The sequence below is a fragment of the Leptothoe sp. EHU-05/26/07-4 genome (assembly GCF_043421015.1).
Classification (GTDB): domain Bacteria; phylum Cyanobacteriota; class Cyanobacteriia; order Phormidesmidales; family Phormidesmidaceae; genus Leptothoe; species Leptothoe turfae.
In genome coordinates this window covers 493,945-517,191 of the sequence record NZ_JAXSQV010000007.1, presented here as the reverse complement: position 1 = coordinate 517,191, position 23,247 = coordinate 493,945, and the positions used below count along the sequence as shown (strand labels likewise).

General features: G+C 49.0%; 18 protein-coding genes. 10 read left to right on the top strand and 8 right to left on the bottom strand.

Annotated features, from left to right (window positions below; all coding sequences use genetic code 11):
* Positions 1-165: 165 nt before the first annotated feature.
* Positions 166-2,214 carry a magnesium chelatase ATPase subunit D gene (gene bchD / locus U2F10_RS26745; RefSeq protein ID WP_499873776.1) on the bottom strand — a complete coding sequence of 683 codons (2,049 nt, stop codon included), beginning with the start codon at positions 2,212-2,214 and terminating at the stop codon, positions 166-168.
* 231 nt (positions 2,215-2,445) lie between these two features.
* On the opposite strand from bchD, the gene U2F10_RS26740 reads away from it, so the two are divergent.
* Entirely contained in the window at positions 2,446-3,012 is a 567-nt protein-coding gene (locus U2F10_RS26740; protein ID WP_499873775.1) for a hypothetical protein, read from the top strand.
* A gap of 72 nt (positions 3,013-3,084) precedes the next feature.
* Here U2F10_RS26740 and U2F10_RS26735 read toward each other — a convergent pair whose 3' ends face one another.
* From U2F10_RS26735 to U2F10_RS26725, 3 genes are read right to left on the bottom strand one after another with little or no spacing between them, the layout of a single operon-like run.
* Entirely contained in the window at positions 3,085-3,426 is a 342-nt protein-coding gene (locus U2F10_RS26735; RefSeq protein ID WP_006517410.1) for a carbon dioxide-concentrating mechanism protein CcmK, read from the bottom strand.
* Positions 3,427-3,481: 55 nt separating this feature from the next.
* On the bottom strand, positions 3,482-4,381 hold the full coding sequence (locus U2F10_RS26730; protein ID WP_250564724.1) for an alpha/beta hydrolase: 900 nt from the start codon (positions 4,379-4,381) through the stop codon (positions 3,482-3,484).
* 37 nt (positions 4,382-4,418) lie between these two features.
* Positions 4,419-5,228 (bottom strand): lysozyme inhibitor LprI family protein, encoded by an 810-nt coding sequence (locus U2F10_RS26725; RefSeq protein WP_163660947.1) that lies wholly within the window; start codon positions 5,226-5,228, stop codon positions 4,419-4,421.
* A 168-nt stretch (positions 5,229-5,396) separates the two neighbouring features.
* Here U2F10_RS26725 and U2F10_RS26720 point away from each other — a divergent pair, with 168 nt between their 5' ends.
* Positions 5,397-6,692 carry a recombinase family protein gene (locus tag U2F10_RS26720; protein ID WP_499873774.1) on the top strand — a complete coding sequence of 432 codons (1,296 nt, stop codon included), beginning with the start codon at positions 5,397-5,399 and terminating at the stop codon, positions 6,690-6,692.
* 370 nt (positions 6,693-7,062) lie between these two features.
* A complete protein-coding gene (locus U2F10_RS26715; RefSeq protein ID WP_163660951.1) occupies positions 7,063-8,043 on the top strand; it encodes a choice-of-anchor K domain-containing protein in 981 nt (326 codons plus the stop codon).
* 114 nt (positions 8,044-8,157) lie between these two features.
* Here U2F10_RS26715 and U2F10_RS26710 read toward each other — a convergent pair whose 3' ends face one another.
* Positions 8,158-8,928, bottom strand: a complete 771-nt coding sequence (locus U2F10_RS26710) for a TspO/MBR family protein (RefSeq protein WP_499873773.1) — start codon at positions 8,926-8,928, stop codon at positions 8,158-8,160.
* Positions 8,929-8,979: 51 nt separating this feature from the next.
* Here U2F10_RS26710 and U2F10_RS26705 point away from each other — a divergent pair, with 51 nt between their 5' ends.
* Both U2F10_RS26705 and U2F10_RS26700 read left to right on the top strand, forming a co-directional pair.
* The gene (locus U2F10_RS26705; RefSeq protein WP_499873772.1) at positions 8,980-10,080 is read left to right on the top strand and encodes an ABC transporter ATP-binding protein; all 1,101 of its coding nucleotides are present in this window, start codon (positions 8,980-8,982) and stop codon (positions 10,078-10,080) included.
* Between the two features lie 297 nt (positions 10,081-10,377).
* Entirely contained in the window at positions 10,378-11,415 is a 1,038-nt protein-coding gene (locus tag U2F10_RS26700; RefSeq protein ID WP_499873771.1) for a hypothetical protein, read from the top strand.
* A gap of 29 nt (positions 11,416-11,444) precedes the next feature.
* On the opposite strand, the gene uvrB is transcribed toward U2F10_RS26700, so the two are convergent.
* Complete coding sequence (gene uvrB, locus U2F10_RS26695; RefSeq protein ID WP_499873770.1) at positions 11,445-13,457, bottom strand: excinuclease ABC subunit UvrB; 2,013 nt, start codon at positions 13,455-13,457, stop codon at positions 11,445-11,447.
* 256 nt (positions 13,458-13,713) lie between these two features.
* Between uvrB and U2F10_RS26690 the strand changes: the two genes are divergently transcribed.
* Entirely contained in the window at positions 13,714-15,324 is a 1,611-nt protein-coding gene (locus tag U2F10_RS26690; protein WP_499873769.1) for a hypothetical protein, read from the top strand.
* Positions 15,325-15,655: 331 nt separating this feature from the next.
* Here the strand turns inward: U2F10_RS26690 and U2F10_RS26685 are convergent, their stop codons facing one another.
* The gene (locus U2F10_RS26685) at positions 15,656-16,468 is read right to left on the bottom strand and encodes an SDR family oxidoreductase (protein WP_499873768.1); all 813 of its coding nucleotides are present in this window, start codon (positions 16,466-16,468) and stop codon (positions 15,656-15,658) included.
* A gap of 172 nt (positions 16,469-16,640) precedes the next feature.
* Between U2F10_RS26685 and U2F10_RS26680 the strand changes: the two genes are divergently transcribed.
* The 3 genes from U2F10_RS26680 (at position 16,641) to U2F10_RS26670 (ending at position 20,882) form a co-directional block, all read left to right on the top strand.
* Positions 16,641-18,461 (top strand): M3 family oligoendopeptidase, encoded by a 1,821-nt coding sequence (locus U2F10_RS26680; RefSeq protein ID WP_499059618.1) that lies wholly within the window; start codon positions 16,641-16,643, stop codon positions 18,459-18,461.
* Positions 18,462-18,571: 110 nt separating this feature from the next.
* Positions 18,572-19,297, top strand: coding sequence for an HAD family hydrolase (locus tag U2F10_RS26675; protein ID WP_163660965.1), 726 nt, complete (start codon positions 18,572-18,574; stop codon positions 19,295-19,297).
* A gap of 304 nt (positions 19,298-19,601) precedes the next feature.
* Complete coding sequence (locus tag U2F10_RS26670) at positions 19,602-20,882, top strand: SpoIID/LytB domain-containing protein (protein WP_499873766.1); 1,281 nt, start codon at positions 19,602-19,604, stop codon at positions 20,880-20,882.
* Between the two features lie 13 nt (positions 20,883-20,895).
* Here the strand turns inward: U2F10_RS26670 and U2F10_RS26665 are convergent, their stop codons facing one another.
* The gene (locus U2F10_RS26665; RefSeq protein ID WP_163660967.1) at positions 20,896-21,684 is read right to left on the bottom strand and encodes a hypothetical protein; all 789 of its coding nucleotides are present in this window, start codon (positions 21,682-21,684) and stop codon (positions 20,896-20,898) included.
* Positions 21,685-21,933: 249 nt separating this feature from the next.
* Between U2F10_RS26665 and hisC the strand changes: the two genes are divergently transcribed.
* Positions 21,934-22,974, top strand: coding sequence for a histidinol-phosphate transaminase (hisC, locus tag U2F10_RS26660; RefSeq protein WP_499059610.1), 1,041 nt, complete (start codon positions 21,934-21,936; stop codon positions 22,972-22,974).
* Positions 22,975-23,247 lie beyond the last annotated feature (273 nt).

The window sequence follows — 23,247 nt, the reverse complement described above, 5'->3', positions numbered from 1 at the left end:
AAGTCGTGGCTGAGCAGCAGCCGAATATCTAATCATTCTCAAATTAGAGGGTGACGCATCAAAAACAATGCCCCAAGACAAAAAACACTGGCAGCGTCTAGGACGAATGATAGTGTTTTGCTTTGAATTTAGTAGATACTTGTTCTACCTCTTCCCTGCTAAGCCTTATGACTGCAAATCCGCCAGTGCTCCACGGGCCATATTGGCAATGGCTTTATCCGTTGCCTTAGGTAACTGATAATACTTACCGCCCGCTGTCTTTGCCAGTTCCTTACCAAAGCCGGTAGAAACAAACTTGCGCTCAGTATCAATAATCAACAGCTGAAAACCAGTCATACGAATACGTCCGGCAATGTCTAGCAGTTCTGCTTTAATGTCCGGCTTCTCGCCCTCTTCCATGGGTTCCCCTAAAGAACGAGCCAGGGGCACATTACCTCGACCATCAGTAATTGCAATAATCACCACATTGCCCGTATCACCAGACTGCTGTGCATTGGTGCCCACGCGCACGGCCTGACTGAGACCATGGGCCAGGGGAGAACCACCACCACAGGGCATTGTCTCTAATCGACGGCGGGCAGACGTGATCGAACGAGTCGGTGGCAACAACACGTCTGCCTGTTCTCCTCGAAACGGAATCAGGGCTACCTGATCGCGGTTTTGGTACGCATCTGTCAGCAGACTCAGAACAGCTCCCTTTGCCGACTGCATACGATTTAGCGCCATAGAGCCAGAGGCATCCACAACAAAAATGATTAGCGAACCCGCCTTACGAGCCAATCGCTTCGCTCGAATATCACCCTGCTCAACAATCACCTTGCGCTCAGGTTGACGGGCACGACGTGCCTTTTGATAAGGGGCAGCCGCTCGCAACGTGGCATCAACCGCAATGCGCCGTACAGGTCCCTGGGGCAAAATCGGCTTAATATAGCGACCTCGATCTTCAGAGATCACAAGACTCTGTTTTCCCGAGCTGCCTTGTCTACTCATGGATTCAGCAAACAACAGGAGAGATGGGTCTAGAACAACACCCTCAGGGTCAAACAAAAACTCTTCTGGAATACTCGGAGGAGACTCTTCTTGTTCCTCATCAGGTTCATCGTCGTCGTTATCATCCTCGTCCTCATTCTCTTGGGACTCGTCTTGATCATCTTCTTGCTGATTTTCTGGCGGTGGGGGCGGTGGGGGCTGCTCATCTTCCGGTGGCGGCTGATCCATGTTCATGGCACGGGGAATAATCACTAGTTCCACCGCACGACGTAGATCATCCGCATTGATTTCAGTGCGACCGTCTAACGCAGCACTGGCCTTAGCCACCCGCACAGCAAAAAGTTCAGCACGATGGCCTTCTACACCACCGCGAATGGCTTCTGTCACCAGATACTGAACCTGGTCGGGAGTAATGACAACATCCTTAAGCCACTCGCGGGCCAAGATGATCTGGGTTTTAAGGTTGTCAATTTCTTCAATATACTCGGCTAAAAAGCCTTCTGGATCATCAGCGTAGTTAGTTGCCTGATCGGTGGCGTCCACCCGCTCTTCCATGGTCAGCGCCCGGTCGGCGGAGAGTGCGATCGCAATCCGGTCCAACAAATGCTGTCTCAACACCCCCTCTTCCGGGTTATAGGTCGCCAACAACAATGGCTTACAGGGATGCTGAAAACTAATGCCCTCACGCTCAATCTGGTTACGCCCTTCCGTTAACGTCCCCAGCAGCAGGTTCGAAATCTGGTCGTCCAGCAGATTGACTTCATCAACGTAGAGAACGCCGCGATTGGCTTCAGCTAGCAAACCTGGCTGAAAGACCGATTCACCGGTTTGAATGGATTTTGCCACATCCACAGACCCTAGCAACCGATCCTCGGTTACCCCTAAGGGGATCTGAATAAAGGGAGCCGGAATAACTTTGGTGGGTAAATCATCTAGATTCGTGGGATCCCCATGATCGCCAAAACGATCAACGGTAGCATCGTCCCACTCACGCATATTGGTCGGGTCAGCATTGGCATAGGACCCATCGATGATCTCAATTGGGGGCAGCAGCTGGTGCAACCCTCTAGCCAACACAGACTTGGCTGTGCCGCGACGACCAGCAATGACCACACCGCCTAACCCAGGATCCACCGCAGCCAATAGTAAAGCTAACTTAATTGCATCCTGGCCAACGACAGCCATCAGTGGAAATGTAGTGGGCGTATCCGCGAGGGCCTGCATCTTTTCTATCTACTCAACTTAATAGTTACTGTATCACTGCTTTTCAGCAATCGTGCCCACGAAAGTCGGCCACTTAGGAGGTGCAGGCTCAGATGTTCAGCCTTTAGAATTTGACTTACGCTGTTGCCAAGCTTATAAAAGGAACAATCTGTCCTTGCCTATCCGTACTCGACAGATTGATTCATCCCACCATGTAAGCAGCGCCAGACGATAAATCTCTGTGAGTTCCCGATGCCTGTTGCTGCCTGTAAACTACTGACCTATAAGGGCCAATACAGCACGTGCCAAATTAAGGTACCAGATATTGATGAAAAGTTGCCTGCCGTCAAAGTGAGTGGTCAATACTACAGCCGGTTTCGCCGGTTTGAAGACGCAGAGGCTGCAATGAATGCATTGGACAAACTGGCTCGAAATGGAGATGTGCTGGCATTAACCAAACAAAGCAAAGATAGCTACGTCATGTGGGCATTGGAACTAGAGGCCCAAGTTTTCAAAGGCCCTCGAAAGGATGGGCGACGCTGGCCAACGTGTGGGCCAGCCACATGCTTGATACTGGGAGACGCAAAACAATATAACCAGGGCTATATACAAGTCCCTGACCTGGCCGACCCCATGGTGGCTGTACATTATGACGACCAATTTTATAGTGTCTATCGGCCAGGATTGGCAGCTGGTGAGGCACTCTATTTAGCGGCCCAACTAACAGGTCGAGGCAATGATATTGCAATCGCATCTACTTCAAAAGGATACGCCGTTTGCATGCTAGAGCCAGAAGCAACAGCCCACACCCCAGAGTGAAGTAAGTATCTAAAAAATAGAGTGTCGAATTCAATTTCAATAATTCAACACTCAAATCTCACGACTCAATCCTTAACGTCGTCCTGGCAAAATAGGTTGCTCTACAGCATTACGGAAGCGCTGCACATCTTCGCTAAAGTCAATGGGTAAGACAGCGACCACGTTCTCGTGGGGACGAGGAATAATCACCCAAGTTTCTAGGACTCCACCGGGAGCATTTTCCGCAGCTTCCACCCCAGCTGCCATAGCCGCTTTGACTTCGGATACATCACCACGAATATTGATGCAGAAACGTGCACTACCTGCCCGAATGTAATTCACCAATGTGACTCGTCCTGCTTTCACCATCGCATCTGCGGCGGCTAGTACAGGGGGAAATCCCTTTGTTTCTAACGATCCTACTGCCTCAGGCATTGTCGCTCTCCTTAACTACGAGCCTAGATTGGCTTTGATTTTATAACTCCAACGTCTATTCTACGGGAGACACGGGGGCTTGAATAGCCACAACGGGTTGCGTTTGCTGAACAAACGTTTCAACCTTCGTAAAGTAGTCCGGCCCAGCCGTACTTGCCACATCGTTATGCCCTGCTTCGGGAACTAGCCACAGTGACTTGGGGGAGGGTGATGCAGCATAGAGTTGCTCTGACATCGCTGCTGCAGTTGTATCGTCTTCTAATCCATGGATATAGAAAACGGGTAGCTGCAGATGGGGCACTTTAGCAAGAGAATCAAACCGCTGGGTCAGAATCCAATTCACCGGCACCCAGTCATATTGCCCAGTTAATTGGACGGCCTGTAGCATTGAGCTAAAGGTACTTTGCACAATCAGCCCCGCTGCCGGGCGGTGGGTCGCTAGTTCGATGGCAATGGCTCCTCCCAAGGAATGGCCAAATAGCCACAGCTGCTGGTTCGGGATCTGCCGAGTTTCTGTGAGATAGCGATAGGCTGCGATCGCATCCTCATATACCCGATCTTCATTGGGAAAGGGGCCAGGACTGAGACCATACCCCCGATAGTCCACCATGAGCACGTTAAACCCCATCAACTGATAGCGATGGGCTAGCCCTAAATTTGCACCAATATTCTCGCTATTACCATGGAGATACAGCAACGTCAGTGCGCGTGCAGACAACGTTCCTGGTAAACCAGGTAGCCACCACCCATGTAACCCGTTACCAGGAGAAGATCTTCCTTCTGGGCTAATCCAAACTTCTTCGTAAGCTAACTGTTCGTCTGCTGGCGTTTGGGTTAATACAGATGTGGGCGAAAAGATCAGCTTCGTTTGATAAAAGTACAACCCAACACAAAATGCACCATAAATACTGGCAGTAGCTAAGGCCAGTGCCAGTAGACCTTTATAAACCATCATTTACAGCATTACCCAGAAACTCAAATATTGACCACAACTACAAAGACCACTCTTCTTGTAGCGCCTCTAGCTGCCATACGCGGGTCTCGGTGATTGCCGCCAGACAAGCCTTAACATCTCCAGCTGATGGCAAATTAGCCTCATACTCACAGTGGGCATCACGATAATCCAGCCAGGAAAGCTGAACATCCGTCAACGCCTCCCCTGCATCACCATCGGCTAACGCCTGCACAGCCTGATAAACCTCATTAAGCTCGGCATCGGCTGCCGCAAAATCAGTCTCGGCAGTAATCGTCTGTCGCAGCTCAGCAATACGATTATCCGTTATTTGCTCCATACAGCTAGCTTGAATCAGAGGCGCGATTGAACCACCTGCAAAACGATCACTCTCAAACGTGCACTCGGCGTCACGGAAGACAAGCCAACGTTCTTCAGCTCTAGTCAGCAAATCTTTTGAAGCCTCATTCAGACCTTGCTTCACCTCCTGATAGACATCATTGAGCGCCTTATCAGAAACGGCATAATTTTCAGCCGCGCACTGATTCATCTCCTGCTGGGTAGCCAATTGACCGCAGTCCTGTTTAGCTAAAGCTACCGGAGAAGCAGCAGGTGGCGGCGCAGCAGCCTCGTTGGACGAAGCAACCGGTGGCGTCACAGGCACCGTTTCAGCCGCTTCACCCTCGGTCGACTCGGCAGCAGATGAAGCCTCTTGATTAGTTGCTGTAGACGTATCATCAGCCCCATTGGTAGGCGCAGTCGTCTGCTCTGCGCGTCCGCAACTGACCAAAGCCAGGATTAATGCTATAGAGACTAGTTTGGACAATAGTTTATAAGACGATTTATCCATGGTTTCACAACACCAGCTCGCACCATTGGAGTGTAACGCACCCGCTTTTAGCTATGGAAAATCTAAAGAATAATCAGGGTTTCTAGCGTAGAACAGACCAAAAGCTATAGGTTGAGCGCAAGCTTCTTAACGGTGGGCTGACGGCCCAATGATTCCTGATTATTTCCTATGCAAATCGTCGCCTACCTTTACACAGATCCTCGTCTGGAACCCCCAGTCGATGCCAATCTGTGGGGCTGGGAGGTTGATCGCATCTACAAAGACACTCCCTTTGCCCCACAGCGCCCTCAACTCCAGGAACTATTAACCCACATCCAAACTGAGGCACCGGCCTATCTGCTAATACGACATCTTGATGAATTAGGGGATTCCTTAACATCGGTCGCTGAAAATCTCACGCTCATCGAAACGGCAGGAACGGTGGTGATTGCCACAGAACAGGACTATCAGACAGCCGCAGCTGGCACAACTCACCCGCAGCTACCCATAGTCCTCGCTCAAGTACAAGCCAATCAACGCCAACGCCGTATTCGCCAAGGACATGCGGCCAAACGGCTAAAGGCCCTGCCACCGCCAGGCAAAGCCCCCTATGGCTACCGCCGTGGCAAGCAAGGCTACATCATTGACCGAGCCACTGCGCCGATACTAAAAGCCTTCTTTGAACAGTTTTTGTTATACGGTTCTCTGCGAGGCGCAGTGCGTCATATCGCGAAGCAATATGGTAAAAAAGTATCCGCCTCCACTGGGCGACGCTGGCTAGAACATCCCATCTATAGAGGTCACACCCGCTATGGTGATGGCGGCATCATCCTCAATACCCACCGTCCTATTTTAGATGCCACCGAAGCAGCCCAGATCGATCGCCTACTACGTCGAAATAGTGCATTACCGTCTAAAACAGCGAGTGCGCCGCGTTCTTTAGCGGGTCTAGTTAGCTGTCAACAGTGCCAGGCAAAATTTACAGTGAGTCGGGTCAGTGCACCCCGGCGCGCTAAAGACTACACCTATATGCGGGTGACCACCTGCCCAGAGAAATGTAAAGCTCTACCCTACGAAGAGCTGCTAGCTCAGACAATTCAGACTATTTGCCACGACCTGCCTAAGGCGGTGGCTCAGCTCTCTATGCCAGACCAAAGTCCTAAAAATGCGCTAGAGGTTGCGATCTCAACACAAGAAGCCATCCTCAACCAGTTGCCTCAGCTAGTAACCGACGGCATATTAGACCAGACAACAGCTGATCTACGGGCCTATAGCGTGCGCACCAAAGTTGCCCAACTTACTCAGCAACTGGCCCAATTACCCCCAGTCAATCTTAAGGAACTCACTCAAGCGGTTAGCATCCCTCAATTCTGGGAAGATCTCTCAGAACCAGAACGCCGCTTTTTCTTTCGCGAATTCATCCGTGACATACAGGTTATCCGTTCAGGAAACAGCTGGACACTTCAGGTATTATTTGCCTTCTAGTCAACAACTAAAGTTGTTGACTAGAAGGCAAATAAAAAGAGAGCACCTAAGCACCATGGCGAGATAGACATACAGACATTGCATGGACATCTCTCTAAACGATTGCGCAAACAAAGCAAGTATATTAGCGGATACATACTGAGAGAAAGACACGACGAGGCCTGTAAGATCCGCAAAAATCCTGAGGACAACACCACAACAATAATTAATCCTTGCTGGAAATTCTATAAAAGTCTCCTTAAAAGCTACGAGATGGCTCAAATCTTCATACACAACATGCGTATTCATCCGCATTTCGACAACATTTTTAGGCATTAAATTTGACATACAAGGGTCAAGAACTAAGTCACAAGACGTCAACAAAACAATCATGAATCAATTCAATATCCGTGCTGCACTAGGCATGGCAGTCATAGTGAGTGCGATAGGAGCAGCACCCACCTATGCCTTCACCCTAACAGGGGCATCAGCAAGCTTCGACAACGCACGATTAGTAAACGGCAAAACTGTTGGTAGAGCGGCTAACAACAGTGATTTTGCCGACTATGAGCAAGCGGCTTTTACTAAAGACTCAGATAACTATGTTGAGTTTTTTGATTACAACGGGGTCAACCAAGTGCGTTGGGGCGATCCTGTCTATGACTACTACAGCTACTCCAAAACGCAAGAAGCAGGTCATCGAAAAATATCGGACTATGGGTCCTACCGCACCAGCAACGGTTATCAATATTATGGATCCCATAAAGACCGAACAGCTCAAAAAAGTGGTCTTGGTTTCGCGGGTGTCAGCAATGTTGATTTAGGTGTAGGTGAGATTTTCAATCTTGGTACTCTCAAGCACTACAACAACACAATTTGGTCAGATGGTCGCATCGCAGAGAAAACCGATTTCAGCCTAAAATTAGGCTTTGGCGATACTGGTCTAGGTGACCAGACCTTCAACTTCGCCCTTAACATTGATGAGACTAGCAATAATCCTAATAATCATGCGGGCGGCCAATGCCCATATCAAACCACTGGCTCTGGCTGTTCTGATAAAATCACCTGGGATTTTGCCATTGACTCTGAAAGTAGCTTTGAGTTTGAAGGTGAAGAATACACCCTTGAGCTAGTAGGCTTTAACGACACGCCTAACTTCGATGCTGGCGGCGTAACAGACTTTATCTCCCAAGAGAATGGCACTAGTCAGGCTAGTCTGTTTGCTCGCATCGTTAAAGTAGACGACCCTGATAATCCTGATGAGCCCACCGCTGTGCCTGAGCCAGGAGCGCTGCTAGGAATAGGCGCATTGGGATTGCTCTTGCATAATACCCGCCGCCGCCAACAAGAGGCTGCTATTGCTGAGGCTTAACAAAGCCCCAATCGCCACTGGCAAACGTCTCTGCAACAGAGCAAAAACCCCAGACCTAAGAACTTTTTGTTTCTCAGGTCTGGGGTTTTCTTAGCTATGGCAATCTGTTCTTGCTTACCCTTGTGAGGGTTCATCCAGCATCAAAGGATACCAAGGCTCACGATCATTTAACTGCCAAATAGAAATTACTAGAGCGCTGGCCACTGCCAACCAAATCACCATGGGCAATAGCAGCTGGCCTGCCAAGGGCACAACTTGCCAGTAACTCACGGTAACGACAACAGACGAAACCAACGGTCCAAGAATAACCACAGGCACCGCCAAGCCCAGACGCCCTTCCACCGTGAAGACTGTATTCCAGGTATCTCCCAAGGCTAAATGGATAATAAAAATAGCTAGGGGCCATGTTAAGTAGGTCTGGCCTAAAGCTTGCCACACTAGATAAGAGGACACCACCCGTAAGACACCAATGCTCATCCAAACAATCGGAAACGCCAGGGGAGGAGGAGCCCAGCCAGGACGTTTGACATTACTGTAGGTGGTGCGAGTTCGTGCATTGTTCAAAGGGGAAAACAGACGGGACCGAATGGCTAGCACAATAAAAAATGCGATCGCAGCTCCCACTTTGACCGTTTCAGACCATGCCTGGGTCAGCTGCTGTAATCCCCACAAACTGATGATCATCAGTCCAATTTGCGCCAGGGTGCCAACGACATATCTCCCTAAAGCAGACCAGTCAGCTTGACGCCCCTCTGCGGCTGGCAGCTGCGTTGCATCGTCTAGACGCACACCCATGATGGCATTCACCATCGACTCCACCTTGCCCAACAGGTTCGTTTTTTCCGCCATAATCGCTGCTAAGTTACTCCCATTACTATCTATCATGATTGCCGCTACTATTTGGGGAAAGAGCAACCCAACCAAAAACGGCAGTTTATGGCAAATGTTCGGTTTGAGCGCGTTACTAAACAGTATGACAACGGCTTCGTCGCGGTTAAGGATCTAAATTTAGAAATTTGCGATCGCGAATTCTTAGTCCTTGTGGGGCCTTCAGGCTGTGGCAAAACCACCTCTCTGCGCATGTTAGCAGGGCTGGAAAGTATCAGCAGTGGTAACTTATACATCGATGAACGCCGGGTCAATGACTTACCGCCCAAGGATCGAGACATCGCCATGGTGTTCCAGTCCTATGCCTTATACCCCCATATGAGCGTGTTTGATAACATGGCGTTTAGCCTCGAACTTCAGGGCGTGCCTAAGGCAGATATTCGTAAGCGGGTGCAGCAGGCAGCTCAGCAACTGGGCATTGATAGCTTACTCGAGCGCAAACCCAAACAACTGTCCGGTGGTCAACGCCAGCGAGTGGCCGTGGGTCGTGCCATTGTGCGTAACCCATCAGCTTTCCTAATGGATGAGCCCCTATCTAATTTAGATGCCAAACTACGGGTACAGGCTCGAGCAGAGCTGAATAAACTTCACAAACGATTGGGCACCACATTTATCTACGTTACCCATGATCAAGTAGAAGCCATGACCATGGGAAGTCGTATTGCCATTATGAATCAAGGCATTCTACAGCAGGTGGATACGCCCCAAACAATCTATGAAAAGCCTAACAACATTTTTGTAGCAGGATTTCTGGGCAGTCCATCAATGAATTTCTCGGATGCCACCCTTAGACGCCATGACGACAACTTATTAATTAAAACTGATAGTTTTAGCTTACCACTGTCAAGAAACAACGACACTATCCACCCTTACATCGACCGCTCAGTTACTCTTGGTATTCGTCCAGAAAGCATTTACCACCCTGACTATTTGCCTCCTGGCATTACACCTGTAGACATTCAAGCTGAGGTATCCGTGATTGAACTTATGGGGCATGAATTAATTGTTTACGCCACCTTAACCGATGGTAGCGAGATTGTTTCCCGCCTCGATCCAAGAGCCGTGATTGTGCCAGGGGAAATCATTACCCTACAGCTCGATCAAAATCGCATCCACCTCTTTGATAACGAAACAGAACAAACAATTTAGCGGACATTTGACTGTCAGCACAGGCTCGGTCAGCCACCTCCTCAAAACAACAGTGTCTATTTTTGTTTTTTCCACAACCGTAATTTATCCAATCTAGAAGGTATAACTTGATCACTAAAATGTGTAGTTTTCTGCACATTTTTTTGCGTAAGAATACTAAGATATAAAGTTATGAATACCTAACCTACGCAATTTAACTAGCTCTAATAAAGAGTCCGTGAACTGAAGTGGTCAATTTAGTTCTAAGATGTGAATATTAATCAAGGTTAATACAAGCGTAATCAGCCGCCAACTACCATGTCCCCTGACGGTCTTTCGATTAGCTATTCCCAACCGACCTTGGCTACAAGGCAAGATGCTATTGAGCAAGCGGTTGCGAATCTAATGCAGCACGCCCAGCATCTACGAATCAAAAAACTCTTGTTTAGCGTTTGTTATGGGACGTGGGAAAACGAGGCTGCCGTACTAAGCAGTGTTCCGATGAGTTCGTTGGTATCAATTTTGTTGGGACGCTACTCTACCCTGCAACAATGCCGCAACAGTCTCTACCAAAAAGCAAATAACCTGAATCGTAAAAAGGTTTACATTACGATTGCAAACGTTATTTTATACTATCTGCGCAACGTATTTCTTCCCCAAACACCACTCTCCCCATCTACGGATCAACAAGCTGATAATCTAGCCGCCTCGGTACAATCACGGGCTAAATCGGATCTTTACCAGCCTGTAATCAATGAACTCAAAAAATCAGATAATTTAGGCGTTATTAAGACGTTTCTGGGGTATCTAGGACAGTCCCCTGGGAACATCGCTGACACAGCTAGTACTGATTTACTGAGTCTTGTGCAGTTGGCCCATCGCCAAGCACCAACGCCTTTAGAACTAAAGCAGCGTTTATTGGGGATCTTAAAGCATCAGAGGCATCTGCCCTCTTTTACTCACTCGCAGATAGTAGCCCGACAAATTTTAAGGGCATTTCGCTCTCTTTACGTCACTGGACCTGCACCAGTGGTCACCACACCTGATAGCCTCACCACGTTGGAGCAAGCCCTCTCCAGTAAATGTGATCCCGACAAAGTCCGAGTACTGCTTTATTCCATTCTTTACGGCCCCTATGCAGACAGCCCGCTACAACGGCAAATCTTGCAAGCCAAAACACTACGCGATCTTTTAGAGGAAACGTTTGACTACTGCCCGACCTACGGTGACTTTGAAAGCAAGCTGACAATCCTGGCCCACTGTTTGGAAACATCCGATGGCCTGAATCGAGCCCTCAAGGTCATGCTGGTCTCGTTATACCGCTATTACACTAAGGACAAAAAGCTATCGGTATAAAATAGCTTGCTTGTTTATTAGTGGGCCTATTATTCAGCAGGTGTCCGCTTGCCGAGTAGCTTTTCTCGTAGATGCTTGATGCGATCGCGAAACTTAGCCGCTTCTTCAAAGTCCAGCTCCTTGGCAGCCGCTTTCATTTGCTTCTCCAGCTGACTAATGAGTTCCGGGATATCTTCCAGGGCAAGATCGTCACTATGCTCATAAACTTCTTCCAATTCTTGGGCATTGAGACGCCGTGATACCTCCAAAAACGAGAGAATAGCGTTGCTCTTCCGTCGAATAATGGGCTTTGGCACAATGCCATGTTTTTCGTTGTAAGCCTTTTGAATTGCCCGTCTACGCTCAGTTTCGTCAATGGCCCTAGCCATACTGCCAGTCAGATTATCAGCATAGAGAATCGCCTGCCCCTGAACGTGTCTGGCGGCTCGACCCATGGTCTGAATCAGGGATCGCTCCGCCCGTAGAAACCCCTCTTTATCCGCATCTAAAATTGCTACCAACGAGACTTCAGGTAAGTCCAACCCTTCCCTTAGTAGGTTTACTCCCACTAACACATCAAAGTTACCGTTACGCAAATCTTGAATAATCTCAATCCGCTCAATAGAGTGAATCTCAGAATGTAAGTAACGGACTCTCACCCCATGTTCGTCAAAATACTCAGTGAGATCTTCTGCCATCCGTTTGGTCAACGTAGTCACTAGGGTGCGCTCACCCCGCTGAGCCCGATCCTGAATCTCTCCTAATAGGTCATCGACCTGCCCTGTAGTGGGTCGTACAAAAATCTCAGGGTCTAATACCCCAGTAGGACGAATAATCTGCTCCACAACCCGTTGTTCAGAGATTTCCAGCTCCCACTCACCCGGTGTAGCAGATACAAAAATACAGTTTTTGACCTTTTGCCAAAATTCTTCTGCTTTCAGAGGGCGATTATCAGCAGCGCTGGGTAACCGAAATCCATGATCGATTAAGACTTTCTTACGAGCCTGATCACCGTTGTACATCCCCCGCAACTGAGGAATCGTAACGTGGGACTCATCAATCACCAACAGCCAATCTTCAGGAAAGTAGTCCAAAAGACATTCGGGGGGATCTCCTGCGTGGCGTCCGGCTAGATGGCGAGAATAGTTTTCGACGCCATTGCAGTAACCCACCTCCCGCAGCATCTCCAGGTCATATTTAGTGCGTTGCTCTAGACGCTGAGCTTCGAGTAGTTTACCTTGTTTTTCTAGCAACTCCAGCTGCTCTCTGAGTTCTTCTTGAATGCCGTTACACGCTGCTTCTAACTTATCGTCCGGGGTCACAAAGTGGCGAGCCGGATATATGTTGAGGGCTTCCATACTCTGAATTGTCGCCCCAGTCACCGGGTCTACATAGCGAATGGCATCAATTTCATCGCCGAAGAACTCCACTCGGATAATGCGATCCTCGTAGGCCGGACCAATTTCTAACACATCGCCTTTCACGCGAAATCGTCCTCGACCTAAGTCGATGTCGTTGCGCGTATATTGCACAGAGGCCAAATCCCGCAGTACCTGCCGCTGGTTTATTTCCATGCCTACCCGCAGCGGGATCGATGCCTTTAGATATTCTGTCGGGATTCCTAAACCATAGATACAGCTGATGGAGGCCACCACAATCACATCCCGCCGTTCAAATAGAGAACGGGTGGCAGAGTGTCGCAGCATATCGATTTCTTCGTTAATCGATGCGGTTTTGGCAATGTAAGTATCTGTAACCGGGATATAGGCCTCAGGCTGATAGTAATCGTAATAACTGATGAAATACTCAACGGCATTGTCTGGGAAAAATTCCCGCAGCTCGTTACAGAGCTGTGCTGCCAGCGTTTTATTGTGAGCTAGAACCAGGGTGGGGCGTCCTATGGTATCGATGACCCGAGCAACCGTGTGAGTCTTCCCGGTACCGGTCGCTCCCAATAGAGTTTGATATTGACCTCCAGCCTCTAAGTAGCTAATTAAACCTTCAATTGCTTTGGGTTGGTCACCCTTGGGTTCAAAGGGAGCTTGAATATCGAAGTCATTCATGGGCGGCTGGCGCTAAGAAGGCACGTACTTCACTGAAACCATCAACACAAAGGTAGACTTTACGATCTTAAAAGTAATGTCTAAAATTCGCACAGCTGTTTTTAGCCATCATCTACCGCAATGGCTTATACCATGACAGTTTCACAGGTGGGGTTCTAAGTCTTTACCATTTTCCAGAACCGCTACCCTAGGAAAGACAGGGCCGATCCTAGTCGACCCGATTAGACACACTTGATAGCTCACCGTGGGGGTATCTATGAAAATCTGGCGTTGGGGATGTATTGGACTAGTAGTTGCAATCAGTGCCTGCGGTCCTGGCGAACAAGCGACCGCTCCAGACAGCCCTGGTCCAAATGGCGCAGACGTGACCACCACCGCAGCTGCAACCGCCGCCTGCGATCCCATGGAGAGTCAGGTACCGCTACAGGCTGCCACTGAAGTAAACCTACCCTTCGAGCGCTTTGACTTTCGACCAACTGAGGTAGAAGCTACTGAGTCAACACTGATCTTTAGGGGAAGGCGCTATGGGTTTACGTTTTGTAAACGCGATCGCACCTGGGGCGTAGAGGCCCTGGAAGTTGCCCCACCTGTGGAGGAAGACTACGCTGAATATTTCGAATCCCTGGGTGATCCAGACTATGAAACCATAGCCAGCCAAGAGCAAAGCTATCAAGCACGGGTCCGCCTTGACGCCTCCTGGGTTGAAGGATCGGAAACCCTTGAGAATGATCTAGAACAGGTAATTTTTGAACTGATCAAACCCGGGGATAGCGAGCCTACGGCTCAAGTCCTATATACCAACACTGACATCATTGAACGTGAACTAGGGGCAACGGCGGGTGTGCCAACCATCACTCAAACCCTAGTGACCGATGATGCTCTGTGGTGGTCCATTGGATTTGAGCAAGGTGAGGGAGCCAGTGGCATTGCTACAGTGGTGCAATATCAGCTTGATCAGGATGAAATTGTCCTCTGGCAACCATCTGAACTCGGAAATGCTCAAATTACCGATCTGGCCCTGACAACGGCAGACGATGAGGCCACCCTCTGGTTGGGTACCCAATACTCAGGGGAGGGCAATCCATTTCTCCCAGCCAAAGGCTTGGTAGCATTCCGTCCAGCAGACAATACAGTGAAGACGTATACCGTTGAGAACAGTCCGCTCATTGGAGCCATCCCCACTCGACTCTGGGCTGAAGAAGAAATATTATGGGTGGCCACCGCTAATGGCGTATGTGAAATAGACTGGACAGCGATTGATACGAATGATAGTTGGGCCTGCTGGCGCTTTATAGCCAGGACTGATATCCCAACCGATCAGGATTTGTATGCCAGTCTGCTAGCTGAAACACCTATGGAACAGCTAGATGGTACAACAACGGTAGAGGTGCTGTGGTTAGCAGACACTGACATCAGCACCCCCGAATCTTCAGTGCGATACGAAATTAGCTACGAACCAGGCATTACCACTGAAATCAGCCAAGGTGCCGACTATTATATGGGTCCAGAAGAGAATCCGGACGATGGATATTTTTGGTGGCCAGGTCAGGACTGGAGCTGGAATGGAGAACGCTTTGTGCGTCCATGGGATCAGGTCGCTGTGAATTATGTGGGTGGTGGTCCCCAGGGGATTGGCCCCACTGAATATGAGAGTTTTGTTGCCGATTGGCAAGCAATGCGGGGGGAGTTTGAATTATTGACCCTGACGCCTGACGTTACAGAAATCATCTATTACTCTGCCTGGATTGACGGAGAAGATCTGGAACCTTGGGTAACAGTGACTGAGGCGGCGAATGCTCCCCTTGATACTGCAAATCCGACAGATGTGGTACTGACAGATTTGAAAAAGGCGGCGCAGAGTAATTAGCAAAGATCTTATGAAATCCGAATTCATTAACCCCCGCTTAAAAGTGAATAACCCTGTAGGGGTACTCCCTTGTGGATACCCTTCGATATCGGGGGTAGGTAACCAGGATTTTGCATTATTATCGTTGGTTAATCTGATTTCTCATGCTCAAAATTCATCATCTCTATGTTGTATTTGCATAGGTATGAGAATCTCGTATACATCAATGTTTTATGATGAGCAACAACGTCTCAACAGATGTGCCATCATGCCGGGGCATTAGTCTTGGCATGGTGTTTTAACTCACCCCCATGAGAGATAGCAATGTTTTAGAGGTAGACTCTACAACATCCTAAGTGATAGCCGCAAAGAGCTGAGACCATTCGATGGCAGGCGGTCGTGGCCCCTGATTAATGATTTCGAAAGTTTGCTGCTCAGTGACGGGATGCTGCAAGCACTCAACACAGACAGCAGCCACATCTTTGCGGCTGGTCTGGCCAAGCAATCGATCTCCAACCCCTAAAACCACACCTTGTTTTCCACCAGTGGAAGCCTTGATCAGGGTATTGAGATCGTAGGAGGTGTAAGGACCATCAATCAGTCGGCCTGGACGGATAATGGTGTAGCGACAGCTTGAACCACGCAGGGCAGCTTCGGCAGCTGTTTTAGCATCTAAGACACCATACGTATTGAGCAGGCTGAAGGGAAACTCTTCTTTACGCTCCACACCTAGGGAAGAGACTAGAACAAAGCGCTGTACCGCACTCTTCTTAGCAACCTCAATCAGGTTTTGTACACCCTGGCCATCGGCAATTGCTGGAGAGTTTTTTGTATGGCGCTGGCGATAGTCAGTATCAAGAAAAATACGTCCCCACGCTAAGAACTGCTCCAGGGGCTGGGCAGGTAAATCCACTTGCCATTTATCTGAAGGAAACGCCGTTGTGCCACTGCAACAGAGGATGGCATCGATTCTGTCCAAGGCAGCCGTTAACGTATCGAGCAATCGCAAGTCTGCCTGCACCAGGTCTACCCGATCGCCAAATAGTGAACGGGCTTTGACAACATTGCGGGTTAAGGCCCTAACCTCGTAGCCCTGACCCAAGGCATAGGCTACGGCTAACTGACCGACCCCACCGGTAGCACCGGTGACCAAAATTCGCTGCATACTCGGTACTGAGATCGCAATAAACTCCTTCCCTCTCAGTTAACCTTAAAACAGCAGCACCACTCAATCAAAGGTGGCTAGCCCCAATCCAGCCGATTAAAATTTAGGAACCACCGGACCCCCTAAGGACCACCCTTAGGCCCCCCTAAGGACCATCTGCCCCCACATTGCTATGCCTCAACTTCGTCAAACTTGGGATAACCAGCATTTCTTCAAAGGTACCGACGATCCCCAGATTGCAACCGCTATCGCTGAGATTAGGGACAACGTTGGGCAAATCTCCATGGCCTGTGCCCCGTTTGCAGAATACATTGACAGTGCGGAAACACTGCCTGAACCAGAGTTTGACACCCTGCTTGACTTATTACGCGGCATTCACCAAACCCGCACAGAGTTGAACAAACAGCTGGGCAATGTGCGCACTTACATCACGACGGCCCTGAGCGTAGATGCCCAGGACACCCATGCCAGCGCCATCATGCCCACACTGCAGCAGATCAGCGCAGAGGTGAGCCAGGCACTCACCCCCATGCAGGTGTTTCTCAATCGGGTTCGCTCTGAATTTGTGGCAGCTGTGGTCGCGGATCCGGTCTTAGTAGAAATGGCTTTTTTACTGGTGCATCAACGCAAACTCAGAGATCAACTGCTCAGTGTTGCAGAAGAGAATTTAATTACAGGCCTGGCGGTAAACGGTCTGCATACCTGGGGCAATCTCTACACAGAGCTGGCGGGTACCCTTAAATGCACAGTTAACGGAGAGACCATGGGTCTGGCAAAAGCCGCTAATTTGCAAAGTGACCCCAACCGAGAAACTCGACAGGCCGCCTGGAACGCGATCCGTAACGCTTGGACTGGCCATCAACAAACTGCATCCACCATTCTCAACGCCATCAACGGCTGGCGACTAGAAGAAACGCAAAAACGGGCTCAGGTGCGTGAACTCCATTACCTAGACCGCAGCTGTCATCAAAGCCGTATTGAGCGGGCTACTCTAGATGCGTTGATGGCAACCACCTATCAGCAACGTTCCATTGGGCAACGCGCTCTGAAGGCCATGGCACAGGTGCTCAACATTCCCCAGATGGCACCGTGGGATTTACAAGCCCCAGCGCCTACCATTGGCGAGCCCAAAACAATTTCATTTGACGCAGCCATTACATTGATTGCCGATGCGTTTCGACAACTAACCCCAGAAATGGGCGACTTTGCCGTGATGATGGCTGAGCAGGGCTGGATTGATGGGAAACCTACCCCCAACCGAGCCACTGGAGCTTACTGTACTCGGTTTTCCGACCCCCGTGAACCGCGTATCTTTATGTCCTATGCGGGCACGATGACCAATGTCATCACCCTGGCCCATGAACTGGGTCATGCCTGGCATAACTGGGTCATGCGTGATCTGCCCCCCATGCAAACCTATTACTCCATGACCTTGGCGGAAACTGCCAGTATCTTTGCTGAGACCTTAGTGCGTGATGCTCTGCTACAGCAAGCTGAAACACCGGCTCAAAAGTTAGAGATTCTCTGGCAAAATGCCCAAAGTGCAGCGGTCTTTTTGCTAAATATTCCAGCTCGGTTTGAGTTTGAGAAACGACTGGTTGAAGCACGGAAACAGGGTGTTGCGATCGCGCCTGCACTCAAGACCATGATGGCTGATAGCTGGCAACTTTGGTACGAAGACAGTCTTTCAGACTATGACGACATGTTTTGGGCTACTAAGCTACATTTCTCTATTTCTCAACTGGGCTTTTACAACTATCCTTACCTATTTGGCTATCTCTTTAGCCTCGGCATTTATGCCCAGCAAGACAACTATGGAGCCGATTTTAACACCCTCTATACTCAAATTTTACGAGACACTGGCAGCATGACAGCAGAAGAGTTAGTAACTCAGCACCTACAGCAAGACATCTCACAATCTCAGTTTTGGAAAGCCAGTCTGAGCATTGTTGAAAAGAGTGTTGCCTCATTTGAACAATTGGTTGACAACTGATGCCGTTGTGCTCGCCAGAATTTCTTGTGGAGACTATCCCGATGAACGTGCCTAATGGCGCTAACCTAGTGAAGCACTTCCGCGCATCTGGCATATAGGGCAGATTCACCATGGTCACCAGCACGTCCCTCGACTGGATTTTTTTTGACTGTTTCAATACCCTGATCGACGATTTTGATACCTCTGGCTATGAAGCAGGGTTAGCACCCATGTATCAGGTGCCAGTGACAGCCGGGCTCTATACAGACATTGAAGATGTACGGGCTGATTACCACCGCTGGCGGTTAGAGTATATTGCTGGCAAACCCCATGAGCAAACCTTACAGGAGCGGTTTCGCAATCTATTGGCAGTCTATCGCCCTGAGGCAGATACGGCGCTAGTTGACCAAGTGCTCGCAGAAATGGAAGTTCAGTTTATGGAGTGCTTTCCCGCTACACTCAGACTACCTGCTGGCGTAGAAAGCATGCTGCAACGCTGGCAAGACCAGGTGTCCATGGGGGTAATCTCTAACTTTTTCTTAGCAGATTGGCCTGGCAAAATGCTGGAGCGCTATGGCCTGAACGTATATTTTCAGTTTGTACTGGACAGTGCCGAATGTGGCAAGCGCAAACCGAGCGATACCATCTACCAAATGGCTCTAGAAGCAGCCGGAAATCCAGCCCCTGAGAGAGTATTGTTTATTGGCGATCATTTAACCAATGATGCGATCGCACCTCAGCGGTTGGGAATGCGATCCATTTACTTTGATCGCTCGGCTGAACGCGCCTCGTCATCGGCTGCACCAGCTGACATCAAAGCCATCACTCACTGGGATCAATTTATCCCTTACCCTTAATAGAACGCAGAAAAACCATTATTCATGCAATGTGGCAAAAAAATACGACTAAGGTATAAGGCTAAGTCTGACACATCTTGCTATGGGCGAGGGCAATCTACATAGAGGCACCCTAGAGAAAGATAAATGTAGCGAAAAATGCCACCGTGTAATTAAGGTGTTTTTTAAATAAAAATAAAACTTAAATTATTTTCGTCATAGATAATTAAAGCACTAGCCAGATATTAACCGTCTTTATTATGAGCCAAATCCCGCAGGCCGCAGTCATTATTACTAACCAATAAAATTAATCATACAAAGTTAAATGCCTCTTAAACTCTCTAGGATCGCCAGTGTAATTCTGTCTGCAGTGATGATATCGGCTCCATTGACTGGGGTTGGTCGTCAAGTAGTCAAGGCTGACACCACAGCTTCACCTGCGACTAATGAGGTTAAACCCAAAGCACCAGAGGACAAGGCATCACAGACAAAGCCAGAGCAAAAATCATCGGCAACCGCTGAAATTAGTCCCAAAACTCCAAAGAGCAAGCCATCAAAGCCAGAGCAGCCTCAATCATCTGCGACAACCAAGACGTCAAGAAACTCAACCTCGCCAGCTCCCATTGAACCCTTTATCCAAGCTGATGCTGTGGCGTTAGGACAGTGGTTAGTCACAAAAACCGTAAAAAACCTGGTAGACAACCCCGCAGATAGTGCCGCTAAGCCAGCAACACAACCTAAAAAACCAGACGGCTGGCCCAGTCCACCGAACAGAACCGCATCTGCTGCCAAACCACAGCCCGCTGCCCAACCGCAAACACCGACTCTACCAAAAGTCGCGGTGCGCGCACTACCCCCTGAACCCTCTAGCAATCCCACAATTGATAACTACACAGAAATGCGAGTCGCTTTGACGAAGCAGGCTCCTGATGTGTCAATCGCTGCATCCGAAGGGGGGGTGCTCGTGAGCACCAACGGCGAACTTATGGAAAATGTATCAGCGGGTATTAGCTATCAAATCAGTGCTGACGAGCGAGGGCTATTTGTAAATGGCCAACCGGCCCCAACAGCCCTCTGGGTTGAACCAGATAATGGTTATGTAGCGGTTGGCAATCGGTGGTATCGCGGACGCTTACTGCTGTTATGGCAAAACGGCGGAGTCATGGCTGTAAATTACGTCATGCTTCAGGAGTATTTATACAGCGTAGTTGGAGCTGAAATGTCTGCCAGTTGGTCTTTAGAAGCCTTAAAGGCCCAGGCCGTTGCAGCGCGTTCCTATGCCATCGTACACACCGTTCGCCACCAGCGAAGAACCTACGACTTGGATGATACGCAACGGTATCAAGCTTATAAAGGTATTGCCACGGAAGCTAGCTCAACCCAGCAGGCCGTCCATGAAACATCCGGAGAATTTATTAGCTATGGCGGTGGTGTGGTGGAGTCATTATACGCGGCTAATCAAGATATTGTTGACGATGCCCATAGTGGGTACGGGATGAGTCAAACCGGAGCCCTAGATTTGGCAGAACAGGGCTATCGCTATTATGAAATCTTGTCTGCATACTATCCTGACACATCGGTAGGACGCATTGACATTGGTGAGTAGGGTCACTCACTGCTTAAGAGACTTTGACGCTCTTACGTGCCAGGTTACAGGTTAGATTTTGCCCTTCGATCACCACCGGCCCTAGCACGGTATGAACAAGTAGCCGAGTAGCATCAGCTTTAATTACTGACTGTAGATTAGCCGGAACCTTAGGTCTCTGTAGGGGTTCCGAGTGATTAGCCACCAATTCATCATGATAGGGATATTTGCTAGCCACTAATGTGTCCTTGGCATGGCGTTTTCGGACATTGACACGCAGTCGCTGTCTTTGCGCATTACGATCTAGCCACACCACAGTATCTGCCAGGGACAGGATTTGTTCTCCGCGCCAGGTTTTGACATAGATCGTCCCGGTATCACACAGCATGTGTTTAACCGGATACCATTGCTTGTGGCACAGCAGCAGAATATCCATCAGCTGCATACTACGATGGTTGACCCACCACGTTTTCCAAAAAACAGACGCTGCCTCACAGTGAATCTGATACCCTGCTGGCACACTATGGTGATCATATTGTGCAAACGTTGCCTTAGACGAGCGCGCCTGTTCCAGACTGAGCGGAATAAACCCTGCTTCAAGGGCAAACTGATGGAGCAACGCCCAATAATCAGAACTTAAACGGATGACAATATGGGGACACTTAGTCGTGAATCGCCCTTTGGCTAATAGCAATCCTTGGGTGGTGAGCAACTGAATCTCATCCAAAGCCTTCTCTACACGTAGCTCGCGATTGGCTAAAAGAGATTCTTCTCCCCTCAGAAATGTTTTAATCAGAGCACTATTATCTATGGCGATTTTCATGAACAGTTTTATGGTGTAGTAGACAGCCGTTGCAACCGACGTGCCGCAACTAGGTCAAGGAAATTTTTTCGCCTGTAAGTTTATCCATAGAATCTTACAGTTAATCTCGATATTATTGAGATCGACTACAGTATTCCCACCTGACTAAAGGATGACAGCGTCTGATTAATGCTCTTCCTTTCTTTTTGGCAAAATCACGGACATCGTTAACAACATAACTGCAACAATATCCGTGAATATAATGAGGCCATGAGATATTTTCGACCCGTTATTACAACAGCCACTGGCCATCAGCCTAGCCCCTACCGATCCCCCAACCAATCCATCATCAAGCTCAATAGCAATGAAAACCCCTATCCCCCCTCGCCAAATGTACTGAAACGTCTAAACACGTTTGATGGGGAATGGTTACGCCGTTACCCCGATCCCTATTCGCAAGAATTCTGTCATGCAGCGGCAGCGGCGTTAGGCATTCCTTCAGATTGGATTATCGTTGGCAACGGCTGTGATGATCTGCTCAATATATTGATGAGGGCCTGTATAGATGAGACACGAACGGTTGTTTATCCAACGCCCACCTATAGCCTTTATCGCACTTTGGCCCAGATCTGTGGCGCTCAGATTATTGAAATCACCTACGATACACAATTCTCTCTACCACTGGAGAAAATTGTGCAAGCCGATGGAGCTCTCACGCTCATAGCATCACCCAATAGTCCATCGGGTCATCAGATTCCCATGGCTGAGCTCCGGCAGTTAGCCACCACCATTCAGGGGCTATTAGTGATTGATGAAGCCTATGTGGACTTCGCAGAAGAATCGGCGTTAAGTCTGACGCAAACCCATGGGAATGTTCTGGTACTGCGAACCCTGTCTAAAGGCTATAGCCTGGCAGGACTACGATTGGGCTTTGGCATCGCTCAACCTGCATTACTCGCAGATTTATTTAAGGTGAAAGATAGCTATGGAGTGGATGCGATCGCAAATTGTGCTGCTGCTGCCGCCATTGCCGATCAGACCTATAAAAATCAGTGTGTAAACCAAATCAAATTAGATCGACATCACCTCACCTTAGCCCTACGCAAGCTAGGCTTCCAGGTGCCACCATCCCATGGCAACTTCGTCCTGGCCACCCATCCAGAAGCGCCAAGGCTCCATGACGCCCTTAGGGAGCATGATATTTGGGTACGCCACTATCCCCAAGCCCATTTAACCAACAAGCTTCGGATTACTGTGGGCACGCCAGAGCAAAATCAGCGGCTTTTACAGGCGCTAACAAACTTACTATAAGAAGTCAGCAGGGGGATGGGGGGTTCCCAAAAAGAAAGCCGAGAATACTCCACCTTTGGACAATGTAAAGCATTAACACAATTAGATACATTAATGGATGAAACTAAACCCTAGAGCAACACTGAGAACCATGCATCCTTCACAGAGAGCATAAGCATCTTGAGCGAGAAGCGTATCTTATCTGGGCTAGCTTAGCGGGAATCCCAGTGTCTCTAAATATCCTGTCACACAAGTCTCCTAAGTTCTTTTACTTAGGAGACTTTTTTATAACCC